Origin of the sequence: Williamsia sterculiae (genome assembly GCF_900156495.1) — a bacterium.
Lineage (GTDB): Bacteria > Actinomycetota > Actinomycetes > Mycobacteriales > Mycobacteriaceae > Williamsia_B > Williamsia_B sterculiae.
On the sequence record NZ_FTNT01000002.1, the window covers coordinates 567,075 to 583,690 of the forward strand.

Annotated in this window: 13 protein-coding genes and 1 tRNA gene; 10 read left to right on the top strand and 4 right to left on the bottom strand. The window is 68.6% G+C overall.

Annotation, left to right across the window (positions count from 1 at the left end; genetic code table 11):
• Window positions 1–4 precede the first annotated feature (4 nt).
• Window positions 5–1,615, bottom strand: coding sequence for a molybdopterin-dependent oxidoreductase (locus BW971_RS05430; RefSeq protein WP_234974243.1), 1,611 nt, complete (start codon window positions 1,613–1,615; stop codon window positions 5–7).
• A 92-nt stretch (window positions 1,616–1,707) separates the two neighbouring features.
• Between BW971_RS05430 and BW971_RS05435 the strand changes: the two genes are divergently transcribed.
• The 5 genes from BW971_RS05435 (at window position 1,708) to BW971_RS05455 (ending at window position 7,294) form a co-directional block, all read left to right on the top strand.
• The gene (locus tag BW971_RS05435) at window positions 1,708–2,919 is read left to right on the top strand and encodes a metallophosphoesterase family protein (RefSeq protein WP_076477205.1); all 1,212 of its coding nucleotides are present in this window, start codon (window positions 1,708–1,710) and stop codon (window positions 2,917–2,919) included.
• Entirely contained in the window at window positions 2,916–5,507 is a 2,592-nt protein-coding gene (locus tag BW971_RS05440) for an AAA family ATPase (protein WP_076477207.1), read from the top strand. Before BW971_RS05435 ends, BW971_RS05440 begins: the two co-directional genes overlap by 4 nt.
• A 73-nt stretch (window positions 5,508–5,580) precedes the next feature.
• A tRNA-Arg gene (locus BW971_RS05445) sits at window positions 5,581–5,653 on the top strand.
• 134 nt (window positions 5,654–5,787) lie between these two features.
• Window positions 5,788–6,420: a hypothetical protein gene (locus tag BW971_RS05450; protein WP_143690204.1), complete on the top strand. Its 633-nt coding sequence runs from the start codon at window positions 5,788–5,790 to the stop codon at window positions 6,418–6,420.
• Between the two features lie 46 nt (window positions 6,421–6,466).
• Window positions 6,467–7,294 (top strand): shikimate 5-dehydrogenase, encoded by an 828-nt coding sequence (locus BW971_RS05455; RefSeq protein ID WP_076477496.1) that lies wholly within the window; start codon window positions 6,467–6,469, stop codon window positions 7,292–7,294.
• Window positions 7,295–7,307: 13 nt separating this feature from the next.
• On the opposite strand, the gene BW971_RS05460 is transcribed toward BW971_RS05455, so the two are convergent.
• From BW971_RS05460 to BW971_RS05470, 3 genes are read right to left on the bottom strand one after another with little or no spacing between them, the layout of a single operon-like run.
• On the bottom strand, window positions 7,308–7,997 hold the full coding sequence (locus BW971_RS05460; protein WP_076477498.1) for a TerD family protein: 690 nt from the start codon (window positions 7,995–7,997) through the stop codon (window positions 7,308–7,310).
• Window positions 7,998–8,046: 49 nt separating this feature from the next.
• Window positions 8,047–8,844, bottom strand: coding sequence for a DUF305 domain-containing protein (locus BW971_RS05465; RefSeq protein WP_076477499.1), 798 nt, complete (start codon window positions 8,842–8,844; stop codon window positions 8,047–8,049).
• A gap of 11 nt (window positions 8,845–8,855) precedes the next feature.
• Window positions 8,856–9,755, bottom strand: coding sequence for a DUF3105 domain-containing protein (locus BW971_RS05470; RefSeq protein ID WP_083709288.1), 900 nt, complete (start codon window positions 9,753–9,755; stop codon window positions 8,856–8,858).
• Window positions 9,756–9,873: 118 nt separating this feature from the next.
• Here BW971_RS05470 and argS point away from each other — a divergent pair, with 118 nt between their 5' ends.
• From argS to thrB, 5 genes are all read left to right on the top strand, one after another.
• A complete protein-coding gene (gene argS, locus BW971_RS05475) occupies window positions 9,874–11,526 on the top strand; it encodes an arginine--tRNA ligase (RefSeq protein ID WP_076477211.1) in 1,653 nt (550 codons plus the stop codon).
• Window positions 11,523–12,944, top strand: a complete 1,422-nt coding sequence (gene lysA / locus BW971_RS05480) for a diaminopimelate decarboxylase (protein ID WP_076477213.1) — start codon at window positions 11,523–11,525, stop codon at window positions 12,942–12,944. Before argS ends, lysA begins: the two co-directional genes overlap by 4 nt.
• A complete protein-coding gene (locus BW971_RS05485) occupies window positions 12,941–14,251 on the top strand; it encodes a homoserine dehydrogenase (protein ID WP_076477215.1) in 1,311 nt (436 codons plus the stop codon). The genes lysA and BW971_RS05485 overlap by 4 nt, the downstream gene beginning before the upstream one ends.
• A gap of 93 nt (window positions 14,252–14,344) precedes the next feature.
• Complete coding sequence (thrC, locus tag BW971_RS05490; protein WP_076477217.1) at window positions 14,345–15,436, top strand: threonine synthase; 1,092 nt, start codon at window positions 14,345–14,347, stop codon at window positions 15,434–15,436.
• 7 nt (window positions 15,437–15,443) lie between these two features.
• Window positions 15,444–16,367: a homoserine kinase gene (thrB, locus tag BW971_RS05495; RefSeq protein ID WP_083709319.1), complete on the top strand. Its 924-nt coding sequence runs from the start codon at window positions 15,444–15,446 to the stop codon at window positions 16,365–16,367.
• Window positions 16,368–16,616 lie beyond the last annotated feature (249 nt).

The following is a 16,616-nucleotide window of genomic DNA, read 5'->3' on the forward strand; positions in this document are numbered from 1 at the left end:
CCGGTCAGGTCACCGTCACCCGGATGGCGTGCAGTCCGCTGCTGCCGTCGGGGATCGGGGACGCCTCGACCGCCGACTGCTGTTTGCCGTCACCGTCGAAAGCGCGCACGGCGAGCGTGTGGTCACCCGCGCCGGCCGACCAGGCAAAGCTCCACAACCGCCAGGTGTCGATGTCGTCGGGATGGGCCAGTCGTGCGCTGCGCCAGGGACCGTCGTCCACTCGCACCTCGACGCGGTTGATACCGCGGCCCTGCGCCCAGGCCACCCCGCCTACCATCACCTCGCCCGCCCGTACTCTGGCGCCCCCGCGGGGAACGTCGATCCGTGAGCTGAGTTTGATCGGCCCCTTCTCCGCCCACCCGCGCGTGGTCCAGTAGGCCTGCGCCCGGTCGAATCGGGTCACCTCCAGCGACGCGACCCACTTGGTCGCCGACACGTAGCCGTACAGACCCGGGATCACCAACCGTGCCGGGTAGCCGTGTTCGACCGGTAGCGGGCTGCCGTTCATCCCGACCGCCAGCATCGCGCCTCGGTCGTCGGTCATCGCCGACAGGGGAGTCCCGGCGGTGAACCCGTCGGAACTGGTCGACAGCACCATGTCGGCGTCGGCTCGCGGGTGTGCCATCGCCAGCAGGTCGGCCAAACGGTAGCCGGTCCATCGGGCGTTGCCGATCAGGTCGCCGCCCACCTCGTTGGACACGCACGTCAGCGTCACGGTCTTCTCGAAGGCGGCCATCCGCCGCAGATCGTCGAAGTCGAGCCGGACCTCGTGATCGACCATCCCGAAGATCCGCAGCGACCACCCTCTGCTCTCCACCCGCGGCACCTGGAGTGCGGTGTCGATGCGGTAGAAGTCGCGGTTGTCGGTGAGGTAGTCGCTGACGCCGGGCACTCGATCGTAGGCGGGGTCGGTGGGGTCGGCGGCGTTCGGCAGCGTGAAACCGGCACGGTCACGATCGACGTCGTGCAGGTGATGGTCGAGCGCGACACCGCCCACGCCACCGACCGCGGCGGCGGCCCCCGCCACACCGGCACCCACCAGGAAACCGCGGCGGTCGACCGGATGGGTCGGGCGCTCGTCCGGGACGCGGGGGATGGCGTCTCCCGGTGTGGCCGGTCGGCCGACACGTGTGATCAGCAGGTGCAGGGTGAGCAACCCTGCCGCCGCGCCGACGAAGCTGGGCACCGTCCAGGCCACCGAGCCGGTGGGTCGGGTGGCTGCGGCGACCACTCCCGTGACCCCGAGGATCACCAACAGAACCGAACCCCACAGTCGTCGGGGAGGCGCCTCGAGGACCCCCGCGAGCGCGGCGATGACCGCCAGCACGATGCCCATGATGGCCAGTAGCGCCGTCTTGTCCGAGGTGCCGAAGGTGGATATGGCCGACTCGCGTAACGACGGCGGGACCAGGTCGACCACCGCATCCGCCACCACGTAGAGCGGAGCGGAATCGCGATCGATCAGGCCCGCGACGAGTTGTCCGACGCCGAGAGCGACCGCGACGGCCAGTATGCCGGCGGTACCGCGCCACACGGCGGTCGAACCGCGGCTGAAGGTGCGCAGTCGTCGATCCACCCGCTCCAGTATGCCCGCGCCACGCGTGGTCCCGGCCACCTCCCACGCTGTGTCGGTGGCCGCTCGTACGATCTGGGCGCACGACATACCGACGACCACGACACACGGGCAGTTCAGCGGGAGGAGGGGCGATGACCACCGCACAGGCGTGGGACGGATCGCTGTTCGACGACCGCCCCGGTGCCGAACCCGAGCGCGCGGTCACGTTCGTGCACACCGCCGACTGGCAGCTGGGGATGACCCGACACTTCCTGGGAACGGATGCGCAGGCGACCTACACCGCGGCCCGCGAAGAGGCGATCGAGCGCGTCGGCGACCTGGCCCGTGAGGTCGCAGCGGCCTTCGTGTTGGTGTGCGGCGATGTCTTCGAGGACCCCCGGGTGTCGACGCAGATCGTCCGGCGCGCATTGGATCGCCTGTCCGCCATCGACGTCCCGGTGTACGTGCTGCCCGGCAACCACGATCCGCTCGACGCCGCGAGCGTCTACCGCTCCCGGACTTTCGTCTCCGGCAGGCCCGACAACGTCATCGTGCTCGATGCGTCCACCACCGTCGAGCCGGCACCGGGGGTGCGTCTGGTGGCCGCGCCGTGGCGGACCAAGACCCCGCACAGCGACCTCGTCGCCGACGCACTGCGCGGCGTACACGTCGGCCCGGACATCACCATCCTGGCCGGTCACGGCGGGGTCGACGATCTCACCGGTCGTGACGATCCGGCCACGGTGTCACTGGCCGGGATGGAGACGGCGATCGCCTCCGGACTGCTCGACTATGTGGCCCTGGGGGATCGGCACTCGGTCACCGAGGTGGGCAGCACCGGCCGCATCTGGTACCCGGGCGCTCATGAGGTGACCAATTACGACCACCGCGAGACCGACCCCGGTCAGGCGTTGGTGGTCAGGCTCACCCGCGGTCGGTGCCGCACCGTGGAGGTGACCCCGCATCGGGTGGGACGGTGGGCGTTTCGATCCCTGCGTCGGGAGCTGTCCGGCGACGCGGACATCGACGCCTTGTGTGCCGAGTTGGAATCGATCGCCGACAAATCCCGGGTGGTGGTGCAACTCGGTCTCCGGGGTGCGCTCCCGGTGGCCGCGCGGGCGCGACTGGACGACGAACTACTGGCCTTTGGTGAGCGGTTCGCTGCCCTCACCCTGTGGGACAAGGAGACCCGCTTGTCGGTGCTGTCCGCCGACGACGATTTCGCCGACCTGGGTCTGACCGGATACGCCGCCGACGCGGTCGCGGACCTCGGTGCCCGCACTCGCGACTCCGACCCGGCGACCGCCGATCGAGCCGCCGATGCGACGACCCTGCTGTATCGCCTGCTGGGAGAGCGGTCATGAGGCTGCACCGACTGGAGCTCGATGACTTCCGCGGAATCGGCCACCGCGAGGTGGTGTTCGCCGACACGGGTGTGACCGTCGTGGAGGGAGACAACGAGGTCGGCAAGTCGTCGATGGTCGAGGCGCTCGATCTGCTCCTCGACCTGCGATCCGACAGTGCGAGCCGACGGGTGCGGGCGGTCGCGCCCGCGGGACGCGACGTCCCCACTCGGGTGCGGGCTGAGATCTCCTGCGGTGAGCACAGGTTCGTCTACACCAAACAGTTCAACAAGCAGAACAGCACCGAACTCGACATCATCACACCGGTGCGGGAACAGCTCACCGGGCGCGCCGCCCACGAGCGCGTGCAGCAGATCATGGCCGGTGCGGTCGACACCGCGCTCTTCCGGGCGTTGCGGCTGATGCAGTCCGACGACCCCACGCCGGTGGGTCTGGACGAGAGTGCGGCCCTGACCACGGCACTCGACCGCGCCGCCGGCAGCAGCGGATCCACCACCGACGACAGCGGCATCCTCGACGCCGCACGCACCGAGTACGAGCGGTACCACACCGCGGGTCGTGGCAAGCCCACCGGTGAACTCGCCGCAGCCGAGGACGCTCTGGCCGCGGCCGATGCCGAGGTGGCCAGGGTCGCCGCGGTGCTGGCCGAAGCCGCCCGCGATGCCGACGAGTTGCGGGCCGTGGCCGAGCGGCAGCAGACCGAGCGGCGGTCGCTCGAACTGTCTCGGGTGGATCTGGCTGCGGTGGAACAGCAATGGGTCGAGGCCTCGGCCCTGCAGGTCGCATTCGAGAAGGCGTCCGCCGAAGTGGTGGTACTCGACAACCGCATCGAGCTGGCCCGCCGCGACGCGCGCGAGCGCACCGAGATCATCGATCGGGTCGGGCAGCTGCGGGACGAGATCATCACCGCGCGAGAACAACTCGATACCATGGTGGTGACCGCAACAGAGTCCGAACAGGTCCGTGAGCATACGGTGGCGGCCCTCGCCGACACCCGCAGCCGACTCATCGCGGCCGAGCAGCGTGACCGTGCGCGCGCCGCGCTCGCCGACGTCGGGCGTCTCGGCGACGAGTTGCGCGCTCTGGACAACCTGGTCGACAGGGTGCGGGAACTGCGCGCCGAGGTGGCCGCCACCGACGGTGAACTCGCGGTGCTGACCGTGGACGACGAGGTGGTCGCCGCGGCCTCGGCCGCCGCGGAGGCGTTGGCCGTGGCCAGGGCGCGACATGACGCGGTCGCGGGCACGATCGCCGTGGTGCGCAGCGGTGACATGCAGGTCCGGGTGGACGGTGACGAGGTCGTCGGCGGTGATCCGACCCGCACGCTCGGTGCCGATACCGTCGTCACGATCGGTGACCACGTCGAGATCCGGTTGCGCAGCGGGGTCGATGTCGAGGAGGTGGCGTCCCGGTTGGCCGATGCGCAGTCGGCGTGGGACGACCTCGGCGCACGGCACGGGCTGGGCACCGTCGCGGAGTTCGAGGCCGCGGCCGCGCGTCGACGATCGGTGCGGCGCGAGCACGACTCCGCGGTGATCCGGCTGCAGGCGACGCTGGCCGGGCGCGACGAGGCCGGACTCGGCCACAGCCGCGAACTGCTGGAGGCCCGGATCGAGGCCATGCGCCCGCAGTGCGTCGAACCCGACGGCCTGGAGCCCTCGAGTGACGATGTGGGGGTGTTGCGCGAGGAGGTCGCGCGACAGGCGGCGGAACAAGCCACTGCGGTGGCCGATGCCCGCCACGCCGCCGACGTGGTGACCACCCTGACCGCGAGGTTGACCAGCCTCAGGGAATCGGCCGAGCAGGCCGCGGTTGCTCTCGCTGACGCACGTGCCGTGGTGTCCGACGCGGAACTCGACGGCCTGCTCACCCGGTTGCTCGGCGATCGTGAGTCCGCCGCGCAGAGGTGTGAGGCGACGGGGGCGCGGTGTGCCGAGGTCGATGTGGCCGGGGTGGAGATGCACCGCGACGCATTGTTGCAGGCCGTCGAGGACAACCGCGGTCGTCTCGCCGATCTGCGCGACCGCGAGTCCGGGCTGATCGCGCGACTCGAGCTGTGCCGTTCCGAGGCCCGGTTCGACTCGCTCGAAGCCGCCGAGACCGTCAGAGAGCACGCCACCGCCACCGCCACCGCCGTGCGACGCCGTGCGGCGGCAGCAGCAGAGCTTTACTCCACATTGATGCGCCACCGCGACGCGGCCCGGGCGCGGTATGTCGCCCCGTACACCGAGCAGGTGGAGAAGCTGGGACGCCTGGTGTTCGGCACCGATCTGCAGGTGGAGGTCACCGATGACCTGCAGATCCGGGCGCGCACCCTGCACGGGCGCACGGTGCCGTACGAGTCCCTGTCGGGCGGAGCGCGTGAGCAACTGGGCCTCATCTGTCGGTTGGCCTGTGCGCAACTGGTTGATGCCCGGGACGGTGTTCCGGTGATCCTCGACGACGCGCTCGGCAACACCGATCCGCGGCGACTGTCCAGCATGGGCGTCACGCTCGGCCATGCCGCCCGCGATGCCCAGGTGATCGTGCTGACCTGCACCCCGGAGCGTTACCGGACGGTCGCGGGAGCCGAGGTGGTCTCGCTGTGAGCGGTGCCGTGACCGTCGGTGCGTGCCGTTTTGAGATCGGTTGACGCACTAGGTTAGGCTGATCCGTGCCCGAGCCCCCGTAGCTCAGGGGATAGAGCGTCTGCCTCCGGAGCAGAAGGTCGCAGGTTCGAATCCTGCCGGGGGCACAGTGACATTCCTGCCGCCCTCCGGGCGGTGTGACGACCTCCCCGCACATCGCGGAACGATCTCGCTTCGGACACGGTTACCGAGTCCAGGTAATGGTCGAATTCTCACCCCCGATCACCGGGGTATGACACAGATGCGCTCCCTGCGAACCCTGGTGATCGTGCTGGCCGGCCTGACCGCGCTGCTCACCGCCTGCGATGCGTCCGGCGGGTCGGCGACGTCCCGGGCACCGAGCACCGTCACGGTGACACCGACGACCACGGAGTCGTCGACACCTCCGCCGGACACCACCATCACGGTGACCCGCGCGGCCGACGATCAGACCGGCGGTGACGATCAGACCGGCAGTGACGGTCAGTCCGGCGGCGACTCCGGTGGTGCCGCGACGTCCACCGACGCGGGGCAACCGCCCGCGGGTCAGGGGACAGGGGGATCGGCGTACCTCGGCCACTGGCAACGTCACGACAGCAGTCTGGAGTTCGGGTCGGGGACCGGCAGCATCCTGCTCGGGTCCAGTTGCTGCGATGTCGAGAAGTGGTCGTTCACATGGGCCGATGGAGGAGGGTCGAACGCGACGATGACCCTTGGCGAGCGGATCGCTCTCCACGGGGAGGGTGCCGGTGCCGATCTGCGTTCGGGCCAGACGTTCACCGCCACACCCAGTCAGGACGCGGCCGGTACCGCGATTCTCCTGGTTGCCGATCCCAACGGTTTCACGTCGACCTGGTGCCGTGCGGGCGGTGGCAGCCCCGACTGCGGGGCGTGATCTGTCGCTTCTCGCGACGGCGCCCGTGGGGGATATGGTCACCGGCATGGACCCCGACGCCCGCACCCTGAACCGTGACACCACCGTGTGCATCTCCCTGTCGGGGCGGCCGTCGAACATCGGAACCCGATTCCACAACCACCTGTACAACGATCTGGGGCTCGACTTCGTCTATAAGGCGTTCACCGCGCACGATCTCGTCGACGCCGTCGCGGGGATCCGCGGTCTGGGTATCCGGGGCGCCGGCATCTCGATGCCGTACAAGGAGGCGGTGATCCCGATGGTCGACGTGATGCACGATTCCGCATCGGCCATCGAGTCGGTGAACACCATCGTCAACGACGACGGCACCCTGCACGCCTACAACACCGACTATCAGGCCGTCGCGAACCTGCTGCGCGACAGCGGGTTCGACGTGTCCTGGGATGTCGCGGTGGCCGGCAGCGGTGGGATGGCGAAAGCGGTGGTGGCGGCGGTCCGCGACAGTGGGTTCGGTGAGATCACCGTGGTGTCCCGTAACCCGGAGACCGGTCGGGAGCTGGCCGACAAGTACGACGCACGGTGGGTCGACGCACTGGGCGGCCAGCGACCGCGGTTGCTGATCAACGCCACCCCCATCGGGATGAGCGGGGGATCGCAGGCCGACGACCTACCGTTCACCCACGACGCGGTCGCCACCGCGACCGCCGGTGTCGACGTGGTGGCGATGCCGCCGGACACCCCGTTCGCCCGCACGTTCCGTGACTCCGGCCGGCCCGTGATCACCGGCGACGCGGTGATCGCACTGCAGGCCGCCGAACAGTTCGTGCTCTACACCGGGGTCAGGCCCACCGACGAGCAGATCGCGGCGGCCTCGGAGTACTCCCGACGCTGAGCCGGGCCAACGGTCACTTACGGCCGCGGGTCCACTGCATACCCCAGCCATATGCGGCGTCGACCGCGTCCTGCGCCCCGCGGATGTAGCGGACCTCACGGTTCACCACCAGTTCGCCACCACGGTTCTCCACCAACGCGATCGCACACGACATCGCGCCCTGCTGGTGTTCGTCGAGGCGCACCTCGATCTCCGGCCCCCGGACCGGGACCAAGGTGACCACGCCGTCGGCGGCGGCCCAGTTCGGTACGCCCTCGTAGATGTACGCGAAGATCAACAACCGTCGGATCGCACCGGTTGCGCTCAGGTCGATGGTCATGTTCTCGCCGCCACCGCCGGTGCGGTCGTCACCGTCGAGCACGATGATGGGTCGCCCCTGGGCGGGAGCGCGGAACGAGTTGCCCAGGGCCTGCACGATGCCCTTGCTGCCGTCGGAGAACTCGTACATGCACGCCAGATCCAGGTCGATCCCGCCCGAGGCCGCACCCACCGCGCGCTTGAGGAATCCGCCGGACCGCTGCCCGGGATCGCGGGCGGTCCAGCGCAGGTTGACCCGCAGCTCTCCCGTGGTGGCACCCTGTTTGGTCAACGAGATGGCCGGGGTGGACTTGGTCAACGTGATCTTGGACAGCGAGACACCCGGTCCACCGGCAGGTGGATTCGCCTGCTGGTTGCCCGGTCGTTTGGTGTAGTCGATGCCCATGTGGTTTCCGTCCCCGATCACCTTCGCCGGACGCGAGACAAGCGGCCGATCAGTTCATCGACAGCGGGGTGCCGCCGCGCTCGGCGATCATCTGCGTGAGTGTCTGCACCTCATTCTGCTGCACCGAGACCATCTGCTGGGCCAGATCACGCACGTAACCTTCGCTGACATGTGCCTTGTCGGCCGCGTACCGCATCATCGGCAGACCGCCCTGGTGGTGTCGCAGCATCAACTGCATGAAGTAGAGATCCAGCGGCTGTCCGCGCAGCGCCCGCAGCTTGTCCATCTCGCTGGTCACCGCCATTCCTGGCATGGGCGGTGTCTCCGCCCCACCTGACGACATGGAACCCGATGGCATGGTGCTCTGAGATGTCGCAGGCATGGACATCCCCGGCATGGACATGCCGTGCATGTCGTGGTCACCCTTCATCCACGCCATCGGTGTACCCGGATTGTCTGCCGGATATCCCCAGCGACTCAGCCAGGACTGCATCTGTCCCACCTGATTGGTCTGCTGGGTCAGGATGTCGTAGGCAGTGTTGCGCACCGCGGGGTCGGACCCGTTGTACAGCTCGATGGTGGCCATCTCCACTCCCTGCTGGTGGTGGCGCACCATGTCCTGGGCGAACCCGACCGCGGCCGAGTCCGCGGCCGGGCGATCGTCGCCGTCACGGTCCGACAGCGACGACTGCACGAGCAGTCCGACACCGACACCGATCAGCAGCAGAGCGATCGCACCCAGGCCGAAGACGGCAGGCAGCTGACGTCGCCAGCCCCGGCTCGGCGCCTGGGCCGTCCGACCGGGCTCGGTATCCGCGGAATCCGGGTTCTCCGTGTCTGTAGGCATCTTCCGCGAACTCATCCGGCCGGGGTGGGTGCCGCGGCGCCGTTCTCGTCGGTGGCCGCGGTGGTGCCCGTGCCGTTCATCGGCACCGCGTCCTTGGGTAGCGGTCCGGAATCCGCGGCGGGCGGATTGCTCGGATCGAAGGCACCCGGAATGGCCGCGCACTCGGCGCCGACCTCTGGGTAGGTCGTGACATCCGGATGGCCGGAGTACGACCCCTTCTGGGAGTTGCGCCGCAACGCGGTGATGAAGTGGTCGATTCGCTGATCCGACGCCGAGTCGAGCTTGAGCTGATGTCCCCAGGACTGCACCGAGATCGGCGAGCTCAGACCCGGATACGGCGACATCAGCGTGTACTGCTGGCCGGTCACCTTCTGCTTCAGCGCATCCAGATCACCGGGCTTGATGGAGTCCGGGTTGTAGGTGATCCAGATCGATCCGTGCTCGAGTGCGTGCACCGCGTTCTCCGAACGCAATGGCTTGGGGTAGACGATGCCGGTGCAGGTGGCCCACACCTGATCGTGCGGCCCACCGAACGGAGGTGACTGGTCGTAGGCGACCCGCTGCGCCGCCGTGACGTGCTGGCCCGCGGGGTAGTAGACCTTGGTGACCCCGGCGATGTCCTTGGACGGGTCCGGATTCGACGCCGTCGGCACCCACTTCTGGGCCTCCTGCTTGGACTGGAACTTCGGCACCAGGTAGACGGCCAATGCCGCGATGATCACCGCGACCACCGCGACGGCGCCGATGGTCAGCCACGGCAGCTGGCGCTTCCCCCCGGCCTTGACCACGGGGACGCTGCCCGAGCGACGCTTCTGGTCCTTACGCGGTTTGTCGGGCGATCTCGGTGGAGTCTTCTGGGAGGAGTTGGTCTGCTGCGGCCGGTGTTCGTTCGGCCTGCTCTGGTATGACATCGTCACTCTCGCGTCGGCGGCTTCGGCAGGGTTCGCGCCGAGAGTCTACTGGTCCGCACCCGGTGCGGATATCACCGCGATTTCCGGCGACACAGACGGGCCAATAGGATGGGGTGCCGTGAACCCCGCCGATCTCGCGTCAGTGGTCCGTGCCGCCACCTCGACGGTCATGCGCAGCCATGACCTCGACGATTCCGTGCTGCCCGAGACGGTGACCATCGAGCGACCGCGCAACCCCGAGCACGGCGACTACGCCACCAACATCGCGCTCCAGGTCGGTAAGAGGGCCGGGGCGAACCCGCGGGAGCTGGCCGGCTGGTTGGCCACCGAACTGGGCGAGCAGGCCGGGATCGCCGACGCCGACGTCGCCGGCCCGGGATTCGTCAACCTACGGTTGTCCGCGGAGAGCCAGAACGCACTCGTCGACACCGTGCTCGATCGTGGCGCCGACTACGGCACCGGTGATCTGCTGGGTGGGCAGGTGATCAACCTGGAGTTCGTCTCGGCGAACCCGACCGGGCCCATCCATCTCGGTGGTACCCGATGGGCCGCCGTCGGCGACGCGCTGGGGCGGGTGATGACGGCGCAAGGCGCCGCGGTCATCCGCGAGTACTACTTCAACGACCACGGCGCGCAGATCGACCGGTACGCCGCGTCGCTGGATGCGGCCGCCCGCGGCCTCCCGGTTCCCGACAACGGGTACGCAGGCGACTACATCCACGACATCGCCGCGCAGGTGGTCGCCGACGTCCCCGGCGTGCTCGACCAACCCGACACCGAACGCCTCGAGACCTTCCGCGCCCACGGTGTGGATCTGATGTTCGACCACATCAAGCGGACCCTGCATGAGTTCGGCACCGACTTCGACGTGTTCACCCACGAGAACGAGATGTTCACCTCGGGGATGGTCGAGCAGGCCGTCGAGGAACTCAAGGCCAACGGCAATCTGTACGAGAAGGACGGCGCCTGGTGGCTGCGGTCCACCGACTACGGTGACGACAAGGACCGCGTGGTCATCAAGAGCGACGGTGACGCGGCCTACATCGCCGGTGACCTCGCCTACTACCGCGACAAGCGGGCGCGTGGTGCCACCCTCTGCATCTACATGCTCGGTGCCGACCATCACGGTTACGTGGTGCGGTTGACCGCGGCGGCCGCCGCCCTCGGCGACGACCCGAGCACCGTGGAGGTGCTCATCGGCCAGATGGTCAACCTGGTCCGCGACGGCAAGCCGGTGCGGATGAGCAAGCGTGCGGGCACCGTGATCACCATGGACGACCTCATCGACGCCGTCGGGGTGGACGCGGCCCGGTATTCGCTGATCCGGTCCTCGGTGGACGTCAACATCGACATCGACCTCGATCTGCTGACCAGTCAGACCAACGAGAACCCGGTCTACTACGTGCAGTATGCCCACGCGCGGCTCTCGGCGATCGCGCGCAACGCCGAACAGTTGGGCCTCGCGGCCTCGACCGAACACCTCGAACTGCTGGTGCATCCGGCCGAGGGAGAGCTGATCAGGACCATCGGCGACTTCCCGGAGGTGATCCGGACCGCCGCGGAACTGCGCGAGCCACATCGTGTCTGCCGCTACCTGGAGATCCTCGCCGGTTCGTATCACCGTTTCTACGATCGCTGCCGGGTGCTGCCGCAGGGTGACGACGAGCCCGCGGACCTCCATCGCGCGCGGCTGGCGCTGTGCGCGTCCGCGCGGCAGGTGCTCGGCAACGGTCTGGCCATGGTGGGCGTCAGTGCGCCGGAGCGGATGTGAGCGCGCATCCCGCCGGACCGCGGCACGCCGAGCTGTTGGCTGCCCCGCATCTGGCCGAACGACCCAACGCTCCTGCGGAACTCGCCGCACTGCCGGCCCATGTCTGGCCGCGCAACGCGACCCGCGGCGACGACGGACAGGTGCGGCTGGCGGGTGTCGGTGTGGACGAGCTGGTCTCGACCTACGGCACCCCGCTGTTCGTCGTCGACGAGGCCGACTTCCGCTCCCGGTGCGCCGACATGGTCGCCGCATTCGGACCCAACGGGCGGGTGCACTACGCCTCCAAGGCGTTTCTGTGCACGGCGGTGGTGCGATGGATCGATTCCGAAGGACTGCACCTCGACGTCTGCTCGGGCGGTGAGCTCGCCGTCGCCCTGCACGCGGGGTTCCCGGCCGAGCGGATCGCCATGCACGGCAACAACAAATCGGTCGAAGAACTGATCGCCGGGGTCGACGCCGGGGTCGGCCACGTGGTTCTCGATTCGATGATCGAGATCGGCCGACTCGACGCGGTCGCCGGCGAACGCGGTGTGGTGCAGGACGTGTTGATCCGCGTCACGGTGGGCGTCGAGGCACACACTCACGAATTCATCTCCACCGCGCACGAGGACCAGAAGTTCGGGTTCTCGTTGGCCGGTGGTCGGGCGATGGAGGCAGTACGTCGGGTGTTTGCCGCCGACAACCTGCGCCTGGTCGGACTACACAGCCACATCGGTTCGCAGATCTTCGATCTCGACGGTTTCGAACTCGCCGCACACCGGGTGCTCGGTCTGCTGCGCGACGTCGTGGCCGAATTCGGCGTCGACAAGACCGCACAGCTGTCGGTACTGGATCTCGGTGGGGGACTCGGCATCTCGTACATACCGTCCGACGACCCGCCGCCCATCGACGAGGTCGCGACCAAGCTCGCCGACATCGTGGCCACCGAGTCGCGGTTGCTGGGACTGCCCGTGCCCACACTCGCCGTGGAACCCGGCCGGGCGATAGCCGGACCCGGCACCGTCACCCTGTACCGGGTGGGGACGGTCAAGGACGTGCCGCTGGGTTCCGGGGCATCGCGTCGCTACGTATCGGTGGACGGCGGGATGAGCGACAACATCCGTACCTCGCTGTATCAGGCGGAATACGACGTGCGGCTGGCGTCGCGGGTGTCCGATGCCCGTGCGGTGGTCAGTCGCGTGGTCGGGAAGCACTGCGAGAGTGGTGACATCGTGATCCGCGACTGTTGGCTCCCCGACGATGTGGCCCCCGGTGACCTGTTGGCCGTCGCCGCCACCGGTGCCTACTGCTACTCGATGTCGAGCCGGTACAACCTGGTCACTCGGCCCGCGGTGGTGGCGGTCGACGACGGCCACGCGCGTCTGCTGTTGCGGCGCGAGACGGTGCACGATCTGCTGAGCCTGGAGGTGAACGAGTGACGGAGTCGTCACGACGTCCGATCGGTGTCGCGGTCCTCGGGATGGGGAACGTGGGAACCGAGGTCGTGCGCATACTGCACGAGAACGCCGAGGATCTGACCGCACGGGTCGGCGCCGCGATCGAGTTGCGTGGTGTCGCGGTGCGCGACATCACCCGCTGGCGGGGTGTGGACGCCTCCCTCGTCACCGACGACCCGGCGTCCCTGGTCGTGCGCGACGATGTGGACATCGTGGTGGAGCTGATCGGTGGAATCGACCTGCCGCGCAGCCTGATCAGGACCGCGCTGGAGCACGGCAAGTCCGTGGTGACCGCCAACAAGGCGTTGCTGGCCGATTACACCGGTGAATTGGCGTCGGCGGCCGCCGACGCCAAGGTGGATCTCTATTTCGAGGCGGCGGTGGCCGGTGCGATACCGGTGATCCGGCCGCTGATGCAGTCGCTGGCCGGTGACACCGTGACCCGGGTCGCGGGCATCGTCAACGGCACCACCAATTTCATCCTCTCCGCGATGGACGCCGACGGCGACGACTACGACACCGTGCTGGCCGAGGCAGGCCGTCTCGGTTACGCGGAGGCCGATCCCACCGCAGACGTGGAGGGGTATGACGCTGCGGCCAAGGCGGCGATCCTGGCCTCGATCGCGTTCCACAGTCGTGTCACCGCCGCCGACGTGCATCGACAAGGTATCTCGTCGATCACGGTCGACGACCTGGAGTCGGCGAAGAAGTTGGACTGCACCGTGAAACTGCTGTCGATTTGCGAGCGATTCGTCGATCCCGATGGGCGGGAACGGATCTCCGCAAGAGTCTATCCCGCCCTGGTCCCGCTCTCCCATCCCCTCGCCGGCGTCGGCGGTGCCTTCAACGCGGTGGTGGTCGAGGCGGAGAACGCCGGCCGGCTGATGTTCTACGGCCAGGGTGCGGGCGGCGCACCGACCGCATCTGCGGTGCTCGGCGACCTGGTGATGGCTGCGCGCAACAAGGTGCACGGTGGTCGCGGCCCGTTGGAGTCGACATACGCCTCGCTGCCGGTCGCGCCGATCGACGATGCCCTGACCCGCTATTACGTCTCGATGCGGGTAGCCGACAGGCCCGGAGTCCTCTCCGCCGTGGCCGGTGAGTTCTCGTCCCGCGATGTCAGCATCTCCACGGTGCGGCAGGAAGGGGCCGGCGACGATGCGCGGCTGGTGGTGGTGACCCACCGAGCCCGCGACGTCGCCCTGTCCGACACCATCGAGGCGCTGCAGGACCTGGACTCGGTGCTGAGCGTGTCCAGTGTGTTGCGGCTCGAGGGGACCGATGAGTAGGAGCACGACGTTCGGCATCCGCGCCGATGAGCGGCGGGCGGAGAACAGGGCCGGATCGAACTGGACCGACACGAACAAGCGGGAGGCAACCCGATGAACAGCACCGTCGACGCGACAGGAGCGGTCCACCGCGCCTGGCCGGGTCTGATCGAGGCCTACCGTGATCGCCTACCGGTCGGCGTGGACTGGAAGGTGGTCACGCTGCTCGAGGGAGGCACCCCGTTGATCGCCGCCCACCACCTGTCCGAGATCACCGACTGCGAGGTCTATCTCAAGGTGGAGGGGCTCAACCCGACGGGGTCGTTCAAGGACCGCGGCATGACCATGGCCGTCAGCGAGGCGGTGAACCACGGTAAGACCGCTGTGCTGTGCGCCTCCACCGGCAACACGTCGGCGTCGGCGGCCGCCTACGCGACCCGCGCGGGCATCACCTGCGCCGTATTGATCCCCGAGGGCAAGATCGCGATGGGCAAACTGGCCCAGGCGGTGATGCACGGGGCGAAGATCATCCAGGTCCAGGGAAATTTCGACGACTGTCTGGAGTTGGCCCGCAAGGCCACCGCGGAATTCGGCGAGATCGAACTGGTGAACTCGGTGAACCCGGCTCGTATCGAGGGCCAGAAGACCGCGGCGTTCGAGATCATGGATGTCCTCGGGCGCGCCCCGGACATCCACGCCCTGCCGGTCGGTAACGCCGGCAACATCACCGCCTACTGGAAGGGCTACCGGGAGTACCGGGACGACGGGATCGTCGACTCCACCCCACGGATGCTCGGCGTGCAGGCGGCAGGGGCGGCGCCTCTGGTGACCGGTGAGCCGGTGAAGGAACCCGAGACCGTGGCCACCGCCATCCGCATCGGATCCCCGGCCAGCTGGAACCAGGCGGTCGCCGCGCGCGACGAGTCCCACGGACAGTTCCGGGCCGCCACCGACGAGAAACTCCTCGAGGCCTATCGGTTGATTGCGGGCAGGGAAGGCGTCTTCGTCGAACCGGCCTCCGCCGCAGGTGTTGCGGGGCTGTTGGCGGCGCGCGCGGACGGCTGGGTGGAGCCCGGATCGACCGTGGTGTGCACGGTGACCGGCAACGGACTCAAGGACCCGGACACCGCATTGGCGGGTGTTCCCGTGGTCCAGGCCATCCCGGTGGATCCGATAGCTGTGGCAGATGCTCTCGGACTTCGCTAGCGAGACCATGACCCAGACCCTGCCGATCGGAACCACGACCCGGGTGCGCGTCCCCGGGTCGAGCGCCAACCTCGGTGCCGGATTCGACTGCCTGGGTCTGGCTTTGGGCATCCACGACGACATCGAGGTGACCGTCGTCGACGAGGGAGTCCACGTGGACGTCTTCGGCGAGGCCGCCGACGCCGTGCCCCGCGACGAACGTCATCTCGTGGTCATCGCCATCCGCCGAGGTCTGGACGCCTCCGGCGTGCACGCCCCCGGCCTCGCCGTCCGGTGCGAGAGCCGCATCCCGCACTCACGGGGACTGGGGTCGTCGGCCGCCGCAGTGGTCGGTGGACTGGCGGCCGCCTCGGGATTGATCGCCAACGCAGGCTTGGCCGACCAGATGACCGACGACGAACTGATTCAACTGGCAAGCGAATTCGAGGGACACCCCGACAATGCGGCGGCCAGTGTGCTCGGCGGTGGTGTGGTCACCTGGGTGGAGACGATCGGCGATACCGCGGTGTACCGGGCGCACCGGCTCGCGGTGCACCCTGCGATCCGGGCCACCGCGTTGATCCCGATGTTCGAATCGTCGACGAACATGACGCGCGGGCTGCTGCCCGACACCGTGCCGCGGGCGGACGCCGTCTTCAACGTCAGCCGCGCCGCGCTCTGCGTTCACTCGCTGACCAGCGACCCCACGTCGCTGGTCGCCGCCACCGCGGACCGGTTGCATCAGGACTATCGAGCGCCGGTGCTGCCGCAGAGCGCGGCGGTGGTGGAGGCGATGCGCAGCTCTGGTCTCGCGGCCAGCATCTCCGGTGCCGGACCCACCGTGCTCGTCCTGGGTGTGGAGCCGTTGCCCGAGCGTGCGGTGGGCGTGGCCACCGACCAGGGGTTCGCGGTCCGCGAACTGCCCATCGCCGGCGGGGTCGAGATCGCCTGAGCGCGACACGCCGCTGTACGAGGCGGCCCGGGTGTTGCCGCCGGGCGATCGCGTGGTTAGCATGGGTCCGTCACACCGCGTCGATCTGTGTCGGCAGTGGCGCTCGTCGCTCACGATCCTCGTCGGCTGTCGATGTCCAGTTCGCCCTGGAGATGCGTACGATGCGTCGTCGATCGTCGGCAGTGTGATCCATGATCCGGTCTCCGCACTCATCGGCCCACGGTTTCCTGAGGACCGACGTAGACCGCA

Coding starts and splice junctions, on each gene's coding strand:
- BW971_RS05465 (WP_076477499.1), bottom strand. CDS start 8,844: ATGCCTACAGACACGGAGAACCCGGATTCCGCGGATACCGAGCCCGGT.
- BW971_RS05455 (WP_076477496.1), top strand. CDS start 6,467: ATGGACCCCGACGCCCGCACCCTGAACCGTGACACCACCGTGTGCATC.
- thrB (WP_083709319.1), top strand. CDS start 15,444: ATGACCCAGACCCTGCCGATCGGAACCACGACCCGGGTGCGCGTCCCC.
- BW971_RS05435 (WP_076477205.1), top strand. CDS start 1,708: ATGACCACCGCACAGGCGTGGGACGGATCGCTGTTCGACGACCGCCCC.
- thrC (WP_076477217.1), top strand. CDS start 14,345: ATGAACAGCACCGTCGACGCGACAGGAGCGGTCCACCGCGCCTGGCCG.
- BW971_RS05460 (WP_076477498.1), bottom strand. CDS start 7,997: ATGGGCATCGACTACACCAAACGACCGGGCAACCAGCAGGCGAATCCA.
- BW971_RS05440 (WP_076477207.1), top strand. CDS start 2,916: ATGAGGCTGCACCGACTGGAGCTCGATGACTTCCGCGGAATCGGCCAC.
- BW971_RS05450 (WP_143690204.1), top strand. CDS start 5,788: ATGCGCTCCCTGCGAACCCTGGTGATCGTGCTGGCCGGCCTGACCGCG.
- BW971_RS05470 (WP_083709288.1), bottom strand. CDS start 9,755: ATGTCATACCAGAGCAGGCCGAACGAACACCGGCCGCAGCAGACCAAC.